Origin of the sequence: Arundinibacter roseus (assembly GCF_004348825.1) — a bacterium.
GTDB lineage: Bacteria > Bacteroidota > Bacteroidia > Cytophagales > Spirosomataceae > Arundinibacter > Arundinibacter roseus.
The window spans coordinates 190,443-210,037 of record NZ_SMJU01000010.1; the positions used below are offsets into that span (position 1 = coordinate 190,443).

Annotated in this window: 14 protein-coding genes and 1 tRNA gene; 9 read left to right on the plus strand and 6 right to left on the minus strand. The window is 48.7% G+C overall.

The genetic code is table 11. The features are described from left to right. Window positions 1–39: 39 nt before the first annotated feature. Both EZE20_RS16915 and EZE20_RS16920 read right to left on the minus strand, forming a co-directional pair. The gene (locus tag EZE20_RS16915; protein WP_132119819.1) at window positions 40–2,787 is read right to left on the minus strand and encodes a TonB-dependent receptor; all 2,748 of its coding nucleotides are present in this window, start codon (window positions 2,785–2,787) and stop codon (window positions 40–42) included. Further along, the gene (locus EZE20_RS16920) at window positions 2,784–3,521 is read right to left on the minus strand and encodes a hypothetical protein (protein ID WP_132119821.1); all 738 of its coding nucleotides are present in this window, start codon (window positions 3,519–3,521) and stop codon (window positions 2,784–2,786) included. Before EZE20_RS16920 ends, EZE20_RS16915 begins: the two co-directional genes overlap by 4 nt. A gap of 217 nt (window positions 3,522–3,738) precedes the next feature. Here EZE20_RS16920 and EZE20_RS16925 point away from each other — a divergent pair, with 217 nt between their 5' ends. From EZE20_RS16925 to EZE20_RS16940, 4 genes are all read left to right on the plus strand, one after another. Next, complete coding sequence (locus EZE20_RS16925) at window positions 3,739–6,576, plus strand: PVC-type heme-binding CxxCH protein (RefSeq protein ID WP_132119823.1); 2,838 nt, start codon at window positions 3,739–3,741, stop codon at window positions 6,574–6,576. A gap of 111 nt (window positions 6,577–6,687) precedes the next feature. Continuing rightward, window positions 6,688–8,073, plus strand: coding sequence for a DegT/DnrJ/EryC1/StrS family aminotransferase (locus EZE20_RS16930; RefSeq protein ID WP_132119825.1), 1,386 nt, complete (start codon window positions 6,688–6,690; stop codon window positions 8,071–8,073). Continuing rightward, the gene (locus EZE20_RS16935) at window positions 8,070–9,437 is read left to right on the plus strand and encodes a neutral/alkaline non-lysosomal ceramidase N-terminal domain-containing protein (RefSeq protein ID WP_132119827.1); all 1,368 of its coding nucleotides are present in this window, start codon (window positions 8,070–8,072) and stop codon (window positions 9,435–9,437) included. Before EZE20_RS16930 ends, EZE20_RS16935 begins: the two co-directional genes overlap by 4 nt. Before the next feature lie 75 nt (window positions 9,438–9,512). Next, window positions 9,513–10,781 carry an NHL repeat-containing protein gene (locus EZE20_RS16940; RefSeq protein ID WP_132119829.1) on the plus strand — a complete coding sequence of 423 codons (1,269 nt, stop codon included), beginning with the start codon at window positions 9,513–9,515 and terminating at the stop codon, window positions 10,779–10,781. 153 nt (window positions 10,782–10,934) lie between these two features. Here the strand turns inward: EZE20_RS16940 and EZE20_RS16945 are convergent. The 4 genes from EZE20_RS16945 to EZE20_RS16960 form a co-directional block, all read right to left on the minus strand. Further along, a tRNA-Asn gene (locus EZE20_RS16945) sits at window positions 10,935–11,008 on the minus strand. Window positions 11,009–11,222: 214 nt separating this feature from the next. Further along, window positions 11,223–11,504, minus strand: a complete 282-nt coding sequence (locus tag EZE20_RS16950; protein WP_132119831.1) for a hypothetical protein — start codon at window positions 11,502–11,504, stop codon at window positions 11,223–11,225. Between the two features lie 65 nt (window positions 11,505–11,569). After that, window positions 11,570–12,193: a 16S rRNA (guanine(527)-N(7))-methyltransferase RsmG gene (gene rsmG / locus EZE20_RS16955; protein WP_132119833.1), complete on the minus strand. Its 624-nt coding sequence runs from the start codon at window positions 12,191–12,193 to the stop codon at window positions 11,570–11,572. Between the two features lie 51 nt (window positions 12,194–12,244). Next, entirely contained in the window at window positions 12,245–13,381 is a 1,137-nt protein-coding gene (locus tag EZE20_RS16960; RefSeq protein ID WP_132119835.1) for a glycosyltransferase, read from the minus strand. 105 nt (window positions 13,382–13,486) lie between these two features. On the opposite strand from EZE20_RS16960, the gene tgt reads away from it, so the two are divergent. From tgt to EZE20_RS16985, 5 genes are all read left to right on the plus strand, one after another. Then, window positions 13,487–14,620, plus strand: coding sequence for a tRNA guanosine(34) transglycosylase Tgt (tgt, locus tag EZE20_RS16965; RefSeq protein WP_132119837.1), 1,134 nt, complete (start codon window positions 13,487–13,489; stop codon window positions 14,618–14,620). 198 nt (window positions 14,621–14,818) lie between these two features. Next, window positions 14,819–16,276 (plus strand): OmpA family protein, encoded by a 1,458-nt coding sequence (locus EZE20_RS16970; RefSeq protein WP_132119839.1) that lies wholly within the window; start codon window positions 14,819–14,821, stop codon window positions 16,274–16,276. Between the two features lie 125 nt (window positions 16,277–16,401). Then, window positions 16,402–17,694, plus strand: a complete 1,293-nt coding sequence (locus tag EZE20_RS16975; protein WP_132119841.1) for a nucleotide sugar dehydrogenase — start codon at window positions 16,402–16,404, stop codon at window positions 17,692–17,694. A gap of 11 nt (window positions 17,695–17,705) precedes the next feature. Next, entirely contained in the window at window positions 17,706–18,812 is a 1,107-nt protein-coding gene (gene glf / locus EZE20_RS16980) for a UDP-galactopyranose mutase (RefSeq protein ID WP_132119843.1), read from the plus strand. Between the two features lie 14 nt (window positions 18,813–18,826). Then, entirely contained in the window at window positions 18,827–19,579 is a 753-nt protein-coding gene (locus tag EZE20_RS16985) for a polysaccharide biosynthesis/export family protein (RefSeq protein WP_132119845.1), read from the plus strand. Window positions 19,580–19,595 lie beyond the last annotated feature (16 nt).

Here is a 19,595-nt window from a genome sequence, read left to right on the forward strand (position 1 = left end):
CCATATAGTTTCAGGAACTGAATCATTGAATACATCTACTTAGAATCTGAAATTGTAGGTAATGGTTGGAATGGGCTGACCAAAAATCGAAAGCTTGTAGCCGTTGATCATGCCGTCCTGAGTTTGAAAATAAACCGACGTGGCATTTCGGCGCCCCAGCAAATTATACACCGCAAGCGTCCACGAACTATGCGCCATCTTGCGTACTTTATGGTTTCCCTCAATATTCATGGAGGCATCTACCCGGTAATAGTCCGGAATCCTGAACTGATTGCGGGAGGCGTAGTAAATGCGTTGGGCACCGTCAATCACGTACTTGCCAATGGGCGGCGTGTAGGGGCGTCCGGTACTATACGTAAAATTGAGCGACACGCTAAACCGGTGGCTAAACTTGTAGTTGCTGATGGCCGTAAAATCGTGCGGTTTGTCGTAGTTGCTTGGGTAATAATTTCCGTCGTTTGGCGCATCCTGCGAGCTGCGGTCCAGCGCCCGAAGCAGCGAGCGAGAGTAAGTATAGCTGACCCATCCGTTAAATTTTCCGGTCATTTTTTTTGCCAGAATTTCTACACCATAGGCTTTGCCCTGCGTGGCAATGACGGCCGTTTCGATGCGGTGGTTCATGATGAGCGAGTCGCCGCCTTTGTAATCCAGAAAATTGTTGATGTTTTTGTAGTAGCCTTCAATCGACAGCTCAATCTGATTACCCCGGAGGTTGCGATACAGCCCTACGGCCAACTGATCACCGGTTTGGGGTTTGATGTAGGTATCGCTCAGTTTCCAGATGTCAGTAGGCGAAGCAACCATCGTGTTCGATAGCAGGTGAATATACTGCCGCAGCGTGTTATAGCTTACTTTCAGCGACAAGTCGCCTCGCAACATGTAACGAGCCGACAGACGGTACTCGGGGCCGCCGTAGTTTTTAATGTTCTTGCCTGCGGCATATTGTTCTGAACCGAGGGCGTAAAGTTTATCAATCGGGAATCCCGGAACGTAGGTGTAGACCGTTTTTGGCCCCAAATAATTAAACATAGAAAACCGCAAACCGGCTGTTATCAGGAGCCGCTGATTGACCTCAAACCGATCTTCTATGTATACGGCCGTTTCCAGCGCTTGTTCGTCTTCAAGCTTGTCGGGCACAATGAGCGACTCCGGTCCCTTTGGCTGAAAGGAGCCTGGCGAAAGCTGGTAATATACCGAGTTTACGCCAAAATCAAGGGTATGTTTGGCGTGTAATAAATAGCTGAATTCGGCTTTAAAACTGGACTGTGCCACTCCAAACCGCAAATCAAACGAGTTAATTTCTGATTGCTCACTTTCCAGCGCGTAGGAATAGTTGCTATATGCGGCCGAAAACGTACTGTATAATTTGGGAGAAAATGTATGCTTCCATTTGAGCGACGCAAACTGATTTTTGTAGGAATAGAGTGTATCACCAAACAACCGGAACTGATCGTTGCTCTGATAGCCCGTGGCGTACACGCTGTTTCTTTCGTTGATTTCGTGGCTCAGATGCGCATTTACATCATAAAACGACGCTGTACTTTGGTTGTACGATGCGTTATCGAGCCGTTTCAGCAGCCAGTTGGAGTAAGTCGAGCGACCGCCAATCAGAAACGACGTTTTGTCTTTAATAATCGGCCCTTCCAGCGTCAGGCGGCCCGTGATGAGCCCGATACCACCCGAAGCTACGTACTTCTTTTTGTTGCCATCGCGCGTACTGATGTCGAGCACGGACGAAAGCCTGCCCCCAAAACGGGACGGAATGGTACTTTTATACAATTCCACATCTTTTAAAATATCCGGATTAAAAGCGGAGAAAAAACCAAACAAATGGGAAGGATTATAAACCGTTGCATCGTTAAGCAAAATCAGGTTTTGGTCGGCTGACCCGCCCCGAACGTTTAGTCCCACGCTGTTTTCACCCACCGATTTTATTCCCGGCAGAGTCAGTACGGTACGCAGCAAATCGGTTTCGCCCAGCGCCGTAGGCACTTGCTTCATGGTGGCGATAGTTAGCTTCACCTGCCCCATTTGGGTTCCGGCTACGTTGACGTCCCGCCCCGCTTTAACGGATACCTCTTTCAGGGCCGTGACACTTTCAATAATATCAATATCCAGCTTTCCATCCGAGTAGAGCATCACCTGCCGATAGGTTTCACGCATGCCTACGCTTTTCACGCGCAGCCGTTGTTTTCCGCGCGGAATCGTGAGCGCATAGTAGCCAAGAGCGTCGGTCGTCACCCCAACTTGCGGCGTTTCGATGTAGACCGCCGCGCCAATCACGGGCTCACCCGTCACGGCATTGCGCACGTAGCCCGAGACCGTAGAGTTGCCGGGTGCGATTCGTATTTTGCGTGGGCCGATGTCATATAGTTTATTTTCGGCTGAGGAAAGCAGTTTCTCCTGCTCATCCTGTCCCGGTGGTTCATATACGGCAACCTCCTGTGTGGACGAATTTCCCGGCAGGCGCGTAATTATGGCCTGTCCTTTGGTGATAAACACCCGGTTCTGATCGTCTACGGCATAGGTAAATTCGGTATCTCTAAAAACCTGTCCCAACACCTCCCGAAGCGGTTGGTTGTCTGCCCGAAGCGTAATGCGCAGGCTGTCGAGCTGCTGCGCATCGTAGTAAAAGTAATAGGGACTTTGGGCTTCAACCACGCGCACAAAGTCGCGGAAGGTAATGTCCGAAAACTGCCCGCTGATGGTGGTTGGGGTTTGGGCCCATCCGGCCTGAATTTTCAGGAAACACAGCAAGGTCAAAAAAAGTAAACGACTGTGGCTCATAGGCGTGTGAGTTGATCGTAGTGCGCTACCGTGGCCAACAGGGCAGCTTCCCGATTCTTTTTGAATTTTAAATGATTTTCACGGCTAAACTTTTTAAGCGCTTTTTTCTGATCTCCCAATAAAGTGAGCAAAGCTTTTTTGGAACGAATGATATGGAAAGAATTCTGGTGATAGACATAAAAAAACTCTTTGTAGGGAAACTCTGCCAGAACTCTGGTTTCTTCAATCCGCTCCTGTCTCTCCTTTATACGCCTGACCAACAGCCGGGTAGGCCCGCCATATACCACATCGTAAAAGCCCGTGCTGCGCAGACCGGGGAAAGAATCCTGCCCGGCCACAACCCGCACGAACCGATGACCGGGAAGGGTAAAATAGTCGATTTTTTCATTTTGTAGCCGCACCTGCCCAAAGCCTTTGACGTAGTTGATCACTACCTGATCCAGGGCTATATCAAACAAAATCGGAATGGAATCAAACTGCTGACCATCATACCGAACAGAACCCATTTGCCACTCGCGTGAGCCCAAAAACTGATGCTCTTTTTCGCGGGAGGCATAGATAAAATACTGCGGTCCGTTGTATAAATGCTGCGTTTCGACCACAGCGGAGTCATAAAGCGCCTGTGCATACACTCGACCCGAGGGGACCGGATCTGACGGAGAAACACGCTGCTGCCCAAAGCCGGGCAAACCGACAGTTGCTGCCAGCGCTAAACCAATGAAAACTAGACGCATCTTGACACGAAATATTGATAAGTTTACAGTCGGATACTAAACTACAAAACTTTTATGAAAGCTGTATACGAATGGGTACTTCGGAAAGCATAAATCTGTGGCAGATTACTTCCTGATTATGTCAGATTCAGGAAAATAAATTTGGATAGAACTCTCTCCTTAAATCCTTATATTATTTCTGATTTTAAATCAAAAACCATTCAACCTGTATACTCTTATGCGTTGTGTTTCTTTCTTACTGGCCTTCGGATGGCTTTTCAGTATACAACTAGCGCCCGTACCGTGTGCCTCAGCCGCCGATCTGCAAACGATTCAGCCCATGGATACTACCCACATTGACCGGGAGTATACGCTGGAAGCTACTATGCTGGGATATTTTGGGCCGGACGGTGCCCGGAATCCGACACTTCGAGCCAACAAAGGCGACCGCATCCAGATCAAAATTACCAATGGCGAGACGATGACGCACGACATTGCGCTCGAAAAACTGGGAATAAAAAGTGAAACCATTCTGAAAAAAGGAGCTTCTGCCACCATTCAGTTTGTGGCAACGGAAAGCGATACGTACTTCTGCACCGTACCGGGTCACCGTGCCGCCGGAATGGTCGGGAAGTTTGAGGTGGTTGAAGGTGCACTTTCAGGAGTAGTAACTGCCGGAAAATTGCCCGAAAAGGACGGAAGACCGCTTAACCTCAATTTTGAAACCGGTACTTTACAGGACTGGACCGCCACGGGCGACGCCTTCACAACCCCACTTTATTCACTTGATCCCTCGCCCATACACGAATTAGGAATGAGTATTGGGTTTGAAGGAGGCTATTTTCTGAGCAGTGGCGGCACAGCCCACGCCACCCAAACCGGCACCCTCACGTCCGCACCTTTTCGGGTCACACAGCCTTTTGCTGCCTTCAGGGTTTCTGGCGGCGCGTTAACTGATACTCGTGTAGAACTTGTTTTAGCGGAAAACCAGGAGGTTATTTTTAAAATTTCGGGCAATGGCCGGGCTACGTTGCTGCCTGTGGTAGTTAATCTGGAAGCGTACCTGGGAAAAGAAATTTTCATTAGGATTATCGATCATGAAACCGGGCTTTCGCAAATCCCCTACATTCCGCACGACAAATGGGCACACATCAATTTTGACGATTTCCGGTTTTACGCCAGTCGCCCCAAATTCCCAAACGAACTACGTCCCGAAGATATCATCGTGCTGCCTCCCGTTGATCCCGTGCTAAACGCCGGGCTGTCGGGCCTGGAAGCCGCCAAAAGCATGACTCCCCCACCGGGCTTCAAAGTAACGCTTGCCGCCGCCGAGCCGGACATCGTGCGCCCCATTAGCTTTACACTCGACGCCCGTGGGCGGCTGTGGGTGGTAGAAGGACATACGTACCCTACACCCGCCCCGGCGGGACAAGGGCGAGACCGGATTCTGATTTTTGAAGATACAGACGGAGATGGCACGCTAGACAAAAAGAAAATCTTTGCCGAAGGCCTCAACCTCGTCAGCGGAATTGAAGTTGGCATGGGCGGCGTGTGGCTGGGTGCTGCCCCGCAGCTGCTCTTCATCCCGATCAACGCTGCCACCGATTTGCCCGCCGGGCCACCGCAGGTTCTGCTCGACGGCTGGGGCACGCAGGATACACACGAGGTACTCAACAGCCTGCGCTGGGGCCCCGATGGCTGGCTCTACGGCACCCACGGTGTCTTTACACATTCCAACGTAGGCAAGCCGGGCACGCCCGATGCCGAACGCACCAAACTCAACGCCGGTGTGTGGCGCTATCACCCTACACGGCATGTTTTTGAGGTTTTTGCCGAAGGAAGCAGCAATCCCTGGGGCATTGATTTTAACGACTACGGCCACCCGTTCATTACCGTTTGCGTGATTCCGCACATGTACCACATCATTCAGGGCGCGCGCTACCAACGGCAGGCTGGCAAGCATTTTAACCCCTATACCTACGACGACATCAAAACCATTGCCGACCACGTGCATTGGGTGGGCGAGCGCGGGCCTCATGCCGGGAACTTCCGCTCAGCATCCAAAGGCGGCGGCCACGCGCACGCCGGGGCAATGATTTATCTGGGCGGAGACAGCTGGCCCAAAACCTATCGCAACCAGATATTTATGAACAATATCAACGGCGCCCGGCTCAACGTAGATCAGCTGGAACGGGCGGGGTCCGGCTATGTAGCGCACCATCAAAACGACTTCCTGGCCATGAACGACTCGTGGTCGCAGTGGCTCAATTTTAAATATGGGCCTGACGGATCGGTATTTGCCATTGACTGGTACGACAAAAATCAGTGCCACAGCCCCAACGCCGACGTACACGACAAAACCCTGGGCCGGATTTTTAAGATCAGCCATGAAAATGATACCTGGGTAAAGGTCGATCTCTCAAAAGCTTCTACCGCGCAACTCGTGGCATATCAGCTGCATCCCAACGACTGGTACGTGCGGCAGTCCCGGCAGCTTTTGCAGGAGCGCGGTCCCGACAAAAAAGCCCATACAGCCCTGAAAACGATATTGACTACCAACCCCGACGTGACCCGAAAGTTGCGTGCACTGTGGGCGCTGCACGTAACGGAAGGTTTATCGGAAAAAGACCTGATTGCCTTGCTGGGGCATGAAAACGAGTACCTCCGCAGCTGGGCTATTCAGCTTTTGGCCGAAGACAAACAGGTATCGCCCGAGGCCTTGAAACGCTTTGAAGCCCTGGCCCGCACCGATGCCTCGGCGCTGGTACGGCTGTACCTCAGCTCGGCCATGCTGCGCCTGCCGCCTGCCCAACGCTGGGGAGTGGTAGAAGCGCTGGCGCAAAAAGCCGAAGATAAAGAGGATCACAACTTGCCACTGATGGTGTGGTATGCCGCTGAGCCACTCGCCGCACTGGACCTGAACCGCGCACTGGCACTGGCCGAAAAAGCCACGCTTCCCCGCCTGCTGACTTTCATGAGACAGCGTGTGGCTGCCCTCGATACCGACGAAGCCCGCAAAGCGTTGCAGCGCTTTCAGGAGCGGCTGGGGCATGAGAACGGGCATGAGGGGCATTAAGATTTGGTAGTTAATAGATTTATTTTTAGAGAATTAATAATAAATTACTTTCAAATAAAATGCTGTAAGTTCATCCTTTGGATGTAATAATCTGAAAACTACCCATTTTCTATGAGCCTTTCCCGACGCGAATTTCTCCGACGAAACTCCCTGACCGGCCTGAGCGCCGTATTAAGTCCGGGCCTGCTGGCCGAAGCAGTACCGGCCCTTGCCCCAATCAGTAAAGGAACAAGTGGAATATCTACGGACCTTGCCGCTCTGGGTGGGCCACCGCTCCGCACAAAACCATGGCCGACCTGGCCTATCTGGAACCCTGAAACAGACGAAAAACGCCTGCTCGAAGTGATTCGGAGTGGGGTGTGGTCACGAGCTTCGGTTGTGAGTGAGTTTGAAGAAAAGTGGGCAGCTACGGTAGGGGCTAAACGTTGCCTTTCGGTCGTAAACGGCACCAACGCATTGATTGCTTCCCTGGCGCAGTTTGACATTCAGGGCGGCGATGAAGTACTTGTTCCGGCCTATACGTTTATTGGAACGGTGGCGCCAGTGCTCGCTGTGGGTGCCATGCCGATATTTGTTGATGTGGAGCGGGATACCTTTCAGATGGATCCGGCTCAAATTGAAGCCCGCATTACGCCCCGCACACGGGCCATTATTCCGGTGCATATTCTGGGGCTGCCTTCCGACATGACGCGCATCCTGCCCATTGCCCGAAAACATAATCTGATTGTAATTGAAGATGCCTGTCAGGCACACATGGCCGAAATAGACCACAAACAAGTAGGCACCTTGGGCGATGCCGGATGTTTTAGTTTTCAGAACTCCAAAAACCTGGCTATTGGCGAAGCGGGCGCTATTGTCAGCAACAACGATGCGTTCATGGATCGCTGTTTTTCCTACCACAACTACGGCAACCCGTACGGGACTGTTTCGGGAGTAATCGGCATCGGTACGCTGATGCAGGGCACCAAGCTTCGCCTGACTGAGTATCAGGCTGCTATCGGACTGGCACAACTCGAACGCCTCGACCAGCAAACGGCCCTCCGCAACGCCAACGCCGCCTACTTGAAAGCAAAAATTGAGAAAATTCCGGGCATTCTTCCGTACCGGCTTTACGACAGCGTCACAAGGGCGGCCTTTCATTTGTTTCCGTTCCGCTATGAGCCAGAAGCCTTTAAAGGCTTGTCACGCGAGCAGTTTCTGAAAGCCCTTACTGCCGAAGGCATTCCGTGCTCGGGTGGTTATACGCCGCTCAATAAAATGCCCTTTCTCAACGATGCCTTCGAGTCCAAAAACTACCAGAAAATCTATCCAAAAGAGATGATTAACTACAACTCCTACTTGGAAAATAATCAGTGTCCAACGAATGATCTGCTGTGTCAGGAGGCGGTATGGCTTTCTCAAAGTATGCTGCTTGGGAGCCAAACGGATATGGACGATATCGCCCATGCAATTGAGAAAATTCACGGACAGGCGGATAAACTGGTGATGAAAAAATGAAAAGAATAAGCATCTTCTGGTTTTTTCAAGTCATTTTTCTTTTTGTTTTGACACCCGTTCTGAGCCGGGCGTCTGGCTGGAAAGCGGGAGTTGCCAAAGTTAATATTACGCCAAAATCTCCCGTTTGGATGGCGGGTTATGCCTCCCGAACTCGACCGTCCGAAGGTGCTCTACACGACCTGTGGGCGAAGGCGGTAGCACTGGAAGACGAAAACGGCAACCGGGCCGTGCTTGTTACCACCGACCTGTTGGGTATTCCCGGCTCTGCATCCAATCGGGTGCGTGGTGAACTGCAAAGAAAATTGGGTTTATCCAAAGCACAGATTCTCCTCAATAGTTCTCATACCCACTCGGGGCCCGTACTTACCAATGCCCTGATTGATATTTATCCACTTACTAACGAAGAGCAGAAAAAAATAGACGATTATACCCAACAACTTGAATCCCAACTGATTCAACTCGTTAGTGATGCCTTTCAACGTATGGAACCGGCCTTGCTTTCCTCTGCCAACGGCGTGACACGCTTTCAGGTTAATCGGCGCAACAACCGGGAAGCAAGCCTGCGCGAACAGTCCGAACTGAAAGGCCCGAACGATTATGCCGTGCCAGTTATCAAAATTGCCGATACCAGCGGAAGCCTCAAAGCGCTCGTTTTTGGCTATGCCTGCCATAATACCGTCCTGGATCTCTATAAGTTTTCGGGCGATTACGCCGGTTTTGCTCAATTGGAGCTCGAACAAGCCTATCCCGGCACAACCGCTCTGTTTTTTCAGGGCGCTGGTGCCGATCAAAATCCAATGCCCCGGCGCACGGTACCACTTGCCCGGCAGTTTGGCCGTGAACTTTCCGTTGCCGTTCAGCGGGTACTGGACGAACCCATGCAGCCACTTGAACCTAAGCTCGCTACTGCTTATTCTGAAATTGAACTGGCCCTTTCACCGCCACCTACTGAGGCTGGATTAAGTGAAATCATCAGGAACAGCGAGCCCTATCAGCAGCGCTGGGCACGCCGCACGCTGGCCCTTCGGCAGGCTGGCGAGTCTTTTCCTGCGTCCTATCCGTACCCGGTGCAGGTATGGCGGCTGGGCAGTCAGGTGCTGGTTGCGTTGGGCGGTGAACTGGTGGTGGAGTATGCGTTGGAAATCAAAAAACGGTACGGTCAGGAAGTGTTTGTGCTAGGGTATTCCAACGACGTCATGGGCTACATTCCCTCCGAAACCATCCTGAAAGAAGGAGGTTACGAAGGAGCCTCCTCGCAGATGGTCTACGGCCAACCCGGCCCCTGGACTCCGGGCCTGCAAGTACAAATTTTGAATGAAGTAGAAAAACTAGCCGGTCAAGTGGGGGTTTTTATAAGAAAATGATAAAGATCTGAGCTGACATTTATTTGAAACTAAGCTTATTCATTACTAAACAGCTACTACCAAACGACTTCTCCCATGCCCCAAAAACCCCTCGTCGCTACTCCTTACTACTCCGGCTTTGAACTTGCCCACGATACCTACAACGCCATCACCGCAGCGAGTGATGGAAATATCTACTATGTGCTCTGTTCAGATTCCCCAACCGTTGGCGGCCGGATGTATCAGTACAATCCCACTACCGACCAAACCCGTTTTCTGGCGGACCTGACCGAAGTGTGCAGCGAAACAAACGCCATCCCGCAGGGCAAAAGCCACGTACGTTTTTATGAGCGGCAGGGAAAACTGTACTTTGCTACGCACGTAGGCTACTATCAATTAATCAACGACATGGAGTGCCTGCCCGTGGAGCCTCCAAACGGCCTGAATCTCTATCCCGGTGGGCATTTCCTGTCGTACGACCTGGCTACCGAACAGCTGGAAGATCTGGCCCTGGCACCGCAGGGCGAAGGCATTTTGACCATGACAATGGATAAGGAGCGGGGCGACCTATATGGCATTACCTGGCCGGTGGGGTACTTTCTGCACTATGATCCCCGAACGGGAACGCTGCACAATCGCGGCGCAGTTTCGGCCAAAGGCGAGGCGGGCACCCCCGGCAGCGACTACCGCGTGCTGTGTAGGTCGATGGTGGTGGATCCGCGCGACGGAGCCGTGTATTTCTCCACCGCCGAAGGCCACATCGGCCGCTACCGACCCGAAACAGCTACGCTGGAACAGCTGGAAAACGTGGACCTCCGGCTCGATTACTTTGGCCGCTACGATCCCACGCAGCCCGGCAGCATGGGCTACAACTGGCGTAAGATTTTCTGGTATGCCCCCGAGCAGGTGGCCTACGGCATTCACGGCAATTCCGGCTATTTGTTTCGCTTTGATCCTCAGCGGCCCGGCATCGAACTCGTGGAACGACTCACCTCTGAGCCTTCCCGCCGCAGTGGCATGTTCGATCAGTTTAGTTACGGCTATTTAGGATTTCAGTTGGGGCCCGACGGACACACGATCTACTACCTCACGGGCGGGCCTATCTACGAAAACGGGCAACGGCTCAAAGGCCTCGACCACATAGCCCGGGGCGCGGCCAAAGGACTGGAAAATCTGCACCTCGTTACGTTCCATATTCCGACCCGCACCTACAGCGACCACGGCCCCATTTTTTATGCCGACGGCTCTCGACCCACCTACGTTAATTCCCTGACCATAGCCGCCGACGGCACGGTGTGTTTTTTGGGGCGGTTTTGGCACAAAGGGCGCGAGATTCAGGATTTGGTACGGGTGAGGGTTGGATGAATAGAGGACCAAGTGTAAAAATTGTGGACCAACTTAGATTATTCATATCCAACTTCCCTCCTTTTCGAATTGACCCTGAATTTGCTCTAAAATGTATTACACCAAATAAAAAAGCACTTAACAATTTCTTGTTAAGTGCTTAATTTTCAATTGCTCCCGAAGCTGGGCTCGAACCAGCGACCCTCTGATTAACAGTCAGATGCTCTAACCGACTGAGCTATTCGGGAGTATGTCAATTCCCGGTTTTATCCCCTCTGATTATTAAGTCAGATGCTCGAACCGACCGGCAAACGGTTTGTGAGCTATTTGGGGGTATGTTTGCTGCACATGTACTGTGCTAAATTCAATTAAGAAATACTACAATGCAGTTGTGTTCCTCAATTGTGGGTGCAAATGTAAGAGGTTCTAAAAAGCCACGCAAGTATCCGTGGCTTTTTTTTCTTAGGATTGTACTTTCTGCAACAGTAACTCCTTGACTTTCTTTGCGTCTCCTTTGGAAAAATTTTTCATAATTATTTCCTGACGCATGCGGGGAATGATCCGGATGGTCGAAAAAAAGATTCCGGCTTCGATTTCAACACCTGAAATATCATTGTAAAACACAAAATTGTCGGTGCTGCTAAGAGCCTTGCGGACTTTGAAAGTCACGCCTTTTTCGTTGAAGGTAATCTCGTCCGGGAACATGGGGTTCAACAGGGCGCTTGCTTTGAATCGTTCGTTCATGGGGTCGTACTTCTAAAATAATTAGTTGAGTGAGCGGGTAAAATCAGTTGGGAGCACAAAGGCTGCTACAAAGGTACATAAACGACTTTCTTGGTCTCGAAAAATTCTTCATCGAAATGAGCGGATAAATCAAAAGTTTTCACCTTGCCGCCATATTCCGCAATTTCTTCCGCAAGATCGCCTCCTTTCAAATATAGAATTCCGTTTTTGAGACTGTGAAAAGAGTTAGGACTAATACCGTGCCGGACCCACTGAACAAAAGGCGAAAGACGCGTGACGGCACGGCTTACAACAAACTCGTAGGCATCTGCCGGAACGTACTCCGCGCGGGCTTTTTCGGCTTTTACGTTGGTTAGATTCAGTGCGTTGGCTACTTCCTGCACTACTTTAATTTTCTTGCCTATGCTATCAATCAGGTGAAACTGTACTTCCGGAAAAAGTATTGCCAACGGGATTCCCGGAAAACCGCCTCCCGTACCGACATCAAGGACGGTGGTGCCGGGCTTAAAAGTCAATACTTTGGCAATTCCGAGCGAGTGAAGGACATGACGTTCGTATAGAGTGTCAATATCTTTACGTGAAATGACATTAATTTGGGCATTCCAGAAACTATACAGTTCTTCGAGCTGGGCAAATTGTGCTCGTTGCTGTTCGCTGATTTCCGGAAAATAACGGAGTAATAAATCCATAGGTGAGTCTAAATAAGGTTTGGGAGGCCGTAAATCCGGCGCTTTTATAGTTTACCGCCACTGGATTTTTTTCTTTTTCCGCGAAAAAACCAGACCGCTCATGATCAGATAATACAGAAAAAAGGCCATATCCATGAAGATAAACAAAAACCATTCGACGGTGCGATCCAGCCGTTTGTTAATGCTTTGCAACACAAAAAGCTGAATCAGCCATCGCCCGACAAATACGCCTGCGAGCGTTTGAAGTAAAAGTAAATCCTGCGTGTAGATACCCCATATCAAGGCAACGATACCCGTTAGCCAAAGTCCCGTATGCGACGCCGAAAGTATTCCCAGTCGAATTTTGTTGCTTGTCTTGTAGTACTTCCCAACCGAAAGATGACGCTTTTTTTGGCGATACCAGGCTTTCCAGCTCGACTTGGCGTAGGAATAAACGAATGATTCGGGATCCAGATTGATGGATGTGTTGTACGTCCGGGCGGCCTGATTCATAAACAGGTCATCATCTCCACCCACAATATCCTTATGTTTATAAAAGCCTCGGTGCGCAAAAAACAGGGACGTATGATACATGAGGTTTCGGCCTACACCCATATATGGACGACCTGCCAGAGCCAGAGAAAAATACTGTACGGCTGTAAAAAATGTTTCACACCTGATAAACCAGTTCAGTACACCTTTTTCTTTAAAATATGGAGAAAAACCAAGCACAATTTCTTTCCTGTCGACTAATTGAGCGGCCATTGATGCAATCCAATCGGATCCTGCGGGGCGACAATCTGCGTCGGTCATGAGTGCAACCGGATAGCGGGCATGCTTCATTCCCATCGTAATCGCATATTTTTTGGGTGTAATGTGCGCATGTTCATTATCAATCCTGATATACCGAACGTGGCTCCACTGAGCGATCGATTCCTTCAAAAAATCATCCGTTCCATCAGACGAACGATCATCCAGCACCAGGACTTCAAACGTTGGATAGTCCTGTGCATCAAGCAGGGGAAGCAGTTCTTTCAGGTTTTCCAGCTCGTTCCAGGCGCATACCAGCACTGATACGCCAACGGCATTGCTTGTGGCGGGTTCAAGGTCGGGTTGCTCATAGCGAATCAGCCTTGTGAAGATGAATAAATAGTATACGAGCTGAATGCTTGCGAAAGTCAGGAGGAGGATCAGTAAAGGTTCTGTCACGCGAGAGTAGGATTAAGGGCCTTGTTTTTTGGCAAATATACGTTCATTGTCAGGAATGTTTATGGACATAGCCTTATTTTTGCGCCGCATTAATCCCTACACGGAATGAAATTTTTTCTTGAAAACCAGGATAAAAACACCAAAGCCCGGGCTGGCCGGATTCAGACAGACCACGGCACTATCGAAACACCCATCTTTATGCCTGTGGGCACGGCAGGTACTGTAAAAGCGGTTCATCAGCGCGAATTAAAGGATGACGTACAAGCGCAAATCATTCTTGGCAATACGTACCATTTATATTTACGTCCCGGGCTTCCGATTATTGAAGCCGCCGGCGGTCTGCATAAATTCAATGGCTGGGATTTCCCGATTCTGACCGACAGTGGCGGGTATCAGGTCTATTCGCTTGCCGGAACAGGACGTAAAATTAACGAAGCAGGTGTGGAATTTAAATCCCACATTGATGGCTCCCTCCACACATTTACACCCGAAGGAGTCATGGACATTCAGCGAAAAATTGGAGCGGATATCATCATGGCTTTTGATGAATGTACCCCCTACCCCTGTGAATATGACTACGCAAGAACTTCTATGGAGTTAACTCACCGTTGGCTGCAACGATGCTGCGACCGGTTTGATACCACCGAAAGTTTGTATGGGTACCAACAAACGCTCTTTCCTATTGTACAAGGAAGTGTATATAAAGACCTTAGACAACGATCGGCAGAAAAAATCGCTTCATTTGGCCGGGAAGGAAACGCCATCGGCGGTCTTTCAGTGGGCGAGCCTGCTGAGATCATGTACGAACTAACCGAAGTTGTCTGCGATATATTGCCGGCAGATAAACCCCGCTATTTGATGGGTGTAGGTACGCCTGCCAACATTCTGGAAGGTATTGCACTTGGTGTAGATATGTTTGATTGCGTTATGCCAACCCGCAATGCGCGCAATGGCATGCTTTTTACAACAGAAGGCATAATCAATATACGGAATGAAAAGTGGAAAGATGACTTTTCCCCGATTGATAAAAATTTAGGTGGATATGTTAGTACTTTTTACTCGAAAGCGTACCTTCGTCATCTGGTTAAGTCAGATGAAATGCTGGGAGCACAGATTGCCAGCGTACACAATCTGAGTTTTTACCTGTGGTTGGTGAAAGAAGCTCGCCGACGAATCATGGCTGGCGATTTTCGTATGTGGAAAGAAGAAATGATAAAAAAAGTAATGCAACGCCTCTAAATGTTTATAGCTGGTATTTTTTCAAAAAAATTTTAGTTTTTAATCGCATTTAAGGTAAATTTAGAAACTTATAAAAGTTGGTTAACTCATTTTGTTCTCCTACTTTTGTGCCTAGGTGGTATGTGACAATAGTACCTGTTTTTTAGTCTTAATTAAGAAGAGAATCCTTATTCATCAAATAACGCTAACCTGTAGAGTATGAAAAAAGTATCCCTGTGGATTGGTTCGCTTGTTGTGGGGTCAATGCTTTCATTGCCATTGAGCGCTCAGCAACAACAGCCTGACTCGCCCGATTATAATCCAAAGGCCTCCTACGAAGGCCCTTACAAGATGAATACCTGGTCAATCGCTGTTCACCTTGGCCCATCCCAGTTTTTTGGTGATTTGCGGGAATATGACTTTTTTCCCGTAACCGGAAACTCATCCGATACACAAAGTGAATGGGGAACTTTCCAGGGGGGAGTTACTATCAATAAGCAACTATCGTATTTGTTTGGTGTGAGAGGAGATGTATCTCTCGGAACACTGAAAGGCATGAAGCGCCGGAATTATTATCGCTACTTCCGCGGAAACTATACAGATGCCTCTCTTTCCGGAACTGTAAACTTGAAAGGTCTTCTGTTTGGTCCTACCAAAATGAAGCACTGGAAAATTGACGGCTATGCAGGTTTTGGACAGGTATGGTACAATTCTACGGCTTATGAGCTTGGCTCAGGACGTGAAATTCGCAGCACCGACGGAACTACAAACGACTGGATTATTCCAATGGGTGTTACCATCAACTACGAATTGACAAAACGTCTGGATTTAGGTCTTGACTTCCGTGTAAATCATACAAACTCCGATTTGATTGATGCTACCTATGGTGGTGACTTCTCTCGTGACCCGGCTGACGGAATTGTCATCTCTAATTTCCCAACTTCGCGTAAAGGAAATTCCGCTCTTGACAAATACGGATATGGCTCAGTGATGCTTACTTACAAATTGGGAAAAAATCCTTTGCGTGTTAGCAAGCAAGACGGAAAATATACTTACAACCCCGATCAGGGAGGATTTTATAACCTGCGCTACACCGATCCTAAACTGTTGGTGAAGCCACCGAAAATCCTGACACTGGAAGAAATGGACTCTGTGGCTAAGGCTAATCGTCCTAAGGATATTGACCCAAAACTTTTGCTTGATACCGATGGTGACGGAGTTTCTGACTTCTTCGACAAGGAGCCTAACTCTCCTGCCGGAAGCGTCGTAGACGGTAGCGGTCGTGTCATTGACTTTGATCAATATGTGAAAAATGCACTTGCATCAGGAGCTGCCTGTACCGAGATTTTCGCAAACGTGATGTTTGAAACAGACCGAAACGAGATTAAAGCTGAGTATCGCGAAATGCTGGCAAATGTAGCCGCCTTGATGAATAAGTCAGGATGCCGCCTGCAACTCGCTGGTCATGCCGACCGCCGCGCGTCTGATCGTTACAACATGGCGCTGTCGCGTCGCCGGGTTGAAGCTGTAAGAGCCTACATGGTGAACGAAGCAGGTCTGAAAGATGCAAGCAAGATCATCGTTGACTATTTCGGAGCATTCAAGCCAATTGCTGATAGCGCTACCCGTGAAGGTCTGATGAAAAACCGTCGTGTAGAACTACGATTGCTACCTTAATTCTCAGATAGACTTAAAAATACTCCCAGATAGAAAGGCTCCCGAATGGGAGCCTTTTTTCATCCTGATTCATTAGCTTTGCGCTATAACACAATCTGTTTTACAAACTACTAATTGCCCCCTCCGTGTCTGACGAGTTCATACCTAACCATCCAACAATTGCCGTTATTGGGCTGGGCTATGTGGGCCTTCCGCTTGCTCTTGAATTTGCCAGTCAGTTTCAAGTGATTGGTTTTGATACAAACTCTGCACGCGTTGATGCCATGAAACAGGGATTGGACCCGTCCCATCAAATGGATTCAGCGGCATTTTTGAATAAAACCATTGAGTTTACAAGCCAAACAGAAGATTTACGGCAAGCCACTTTTTTTGTCATAGCCGTACCAACTCCGGTTGACGAATATAAAGTTCCTGACCTTACCTCGCTTCTGAAAGCCTCCGAAACCGTAGGACGCGTATTGAAAAAAGGTGACGTTGTGGTATTTGAATCGACCGTATATCCCGGATGCACCGAGGATGACTGCCTGCCAATTCTCGAACGGGTGTCAGGTTTGAGTTTAGGTATCGATTTTAAAATTGGCTACTCGCCGGAACGAATAAATCCGGGTGATAAAGTACATACGCTCGCTACAATCCTGAAAATTGTGTCGGGAAGCGACAACGCAGCTCTTGAACAAATTGCTGAAATATATGGGAAAATAATTACGGCAGGTATCTACAAAGCCTCCTCCATAAAAGTAGCAGAAGCAGCCAAAGTCATTGAAAATACACAGCGCGACCTGAACATTTCGTTGATGAACGAGCTGGCCATTATTTTTGATCGATTGGGCATTGACACGCAAGAAGTTATTGAAGCGGCTGGCACCAAATGGAATTTTCTGAAATTTTATCCCGGTCTAGTTGGCGGGCACTGCATTGGAGTAGATCCATACTATTTGCTGCACAAATCGCGGCAATTGGGCTACGACCCGCAGGTCATTCATAGCGGGCGCCGAATCAATGACGGCATGCCCGCTTTTATTGCCAGCAAACTTGTACAAATGCTGATTCAAAAAGGCAAGAGCCCGCAGCATGCCCGGGTACTTATGATGGGGATTACCTTCAAAGAAAATATTTCGGATATTCGTAATTCAAAGGTGGCCGATTTGGTGCGGGAACTCATGCAGTTTGCGGTGCACGTCCACCTCGTAGATGCCTGCGCTTCGCCAAATGAAGTAGCCCGGGAATATAACCTGACACTCCTCGACGAGCCCTCCGGAAACTACGATGCAGTGGTGGTGGCCGTAGCACATGATGAATATAAAAGCCTAACTATCAGTTACTTCAAATCCATCACTCAGCCTGACGCTATACTGATGGATTTGAAAGGATTATATAAAAACCAGTCGGATCAACAACTTACCTACTGGCGACTTTGAGAAAAAAAACTATGAAGCAATACGACTATTTAATTGTAGGAGCCGGACTCTGGGGAAGCGTTTTTGCGCATGAAGCTACGCAGCGTGGAAAGAAATGTCTCGTAATTGACCGTCGCAATCACCGCGGAGGGAATGTTTTTTGTGAAAATGTAGAGGGAATAAATGTACATACCTACGGTGCTCACATTTTTCATACCAATGATAAAGAGATATGGGATTACGTCAATTCATTTGTGGAGTTTAACCGCTATACAAATTCGCCGGTAGCAAACTATAAAGGAGAATTGTATAATCTCCCGTTCAACATGAACACGTTTTATCAGCTTTGGGGCGTGAAAACACCCGACGAAGCCAAAGCAAAAATTGCGGAACAGGTCAAAGAAGCCGGAATTACGGAGCCTGCCAACCTGGAAGAGCAGGCTATATCGCTCGTGGGAACGGACATGTATCAGAAATTGATCAAGAGCTATACTGAGAAACAGTGGGGACGAAAAGCAACCGAGCTGCCTGCCTTTATCATCAAACGGCTACCGGTGCGGTTTACATTCGACAACAACTACTTTAATGATCGCTATCAGGGTATTCCAATTGGTGGATATAATAAGCTCACCGACGGCCTTTTGGCTGGGATAGATGTTAGACTAAATGTCGATTTTACTACGGAGAAAGACACGCTCGCTCAACTTGCGGAAACAATCGTATATACCGGAAAAATTGACGAGTATTTTGACTTCCGCTTTGGTGCACTGGAATACAGGAGTCTGCAATTTGATCATGAAGTATTGGATACTGAGAATTTTCAGGGAAATGCAGTCGTAAACTATACCGACGCCGAAACGCCATTTACCCGGATTATTGAGCACAAGCATTTTGAGTTTGGCACACAGCCCAAGACCGTAATTACCCGCGAATATCCCAAAGAATGGACTACCGGAGCCGAGCCCTACTACCCGATTAATGATGCTAAAAATGATAAATTATTCCGTCAGTACAAAGAATTGGCTGAGCAGGAAAATCATGTCATTTTTGGTGGCAGACTGGCCGAATATCGCTACTATGATATGCATCAGGTTATTGGTTCGGCGTTAAAGAAGGTACGCGTGCACTTTGGTGATTAATTGTGAAAAACGGAATGAAATTATACCCTACGCTTTTTTTTCTGTCGCTGGTTTGTCTGTGGCTCGTTGGTTGCAGCAGTCAACCTATCCCTACGACGATTCGTACGGAAAGCCTTGACCCGGGAACAATGCAGGTGGAAAAAGGAGCGTACCAAATTAAAGCCGGCGATAAACTGCTGATCCGCAATTTAAACTGGGCTTCTTCATTGTTTCCGGAACCTGGGCTGGATAACAGTGCAACAGGTAGTAGTGGATTTTCTACTACCGTCGCCCAAAATGGCACCATTCGATTACCTGAATCTGGACGTTTACAGGTAGCAGGGTTAACGCGTGAGGAGCTGGCCGATTCACTTTCCAACCGTTTCCAAAACATTGTTCTGAATCCTCTATTTGAAGTAGAGGTAACAAATCTTAGGGTAAAGGTACTGGGGTCTATGAATATTCAGGGCGTCGTTGCACTGGATAAAGATCATACCTCTCTGGGTGAAATTATTGCCAAATCGGGCGGAATCAAATACACCGAAGCCGACAATATTATTCAGATAATCCGGGGCGAAGGAACTGAGCAGCAGGTGATTGAATATGAATTTCGACAACTGGGCGATCCGAAAATCATGAATCAACAGGTATTTGATAATGATATTGTTTACGTTCCCCCCAGCAAAGGCTCTTTACGCAATGTACGCATGCAACGGGTACTTGTCGTTGCCCAACCGCTGATTATAACGCTCAACCTTACACTCATTATTCTCAACTATTTCAGGTAATGTCTGCACACACTTC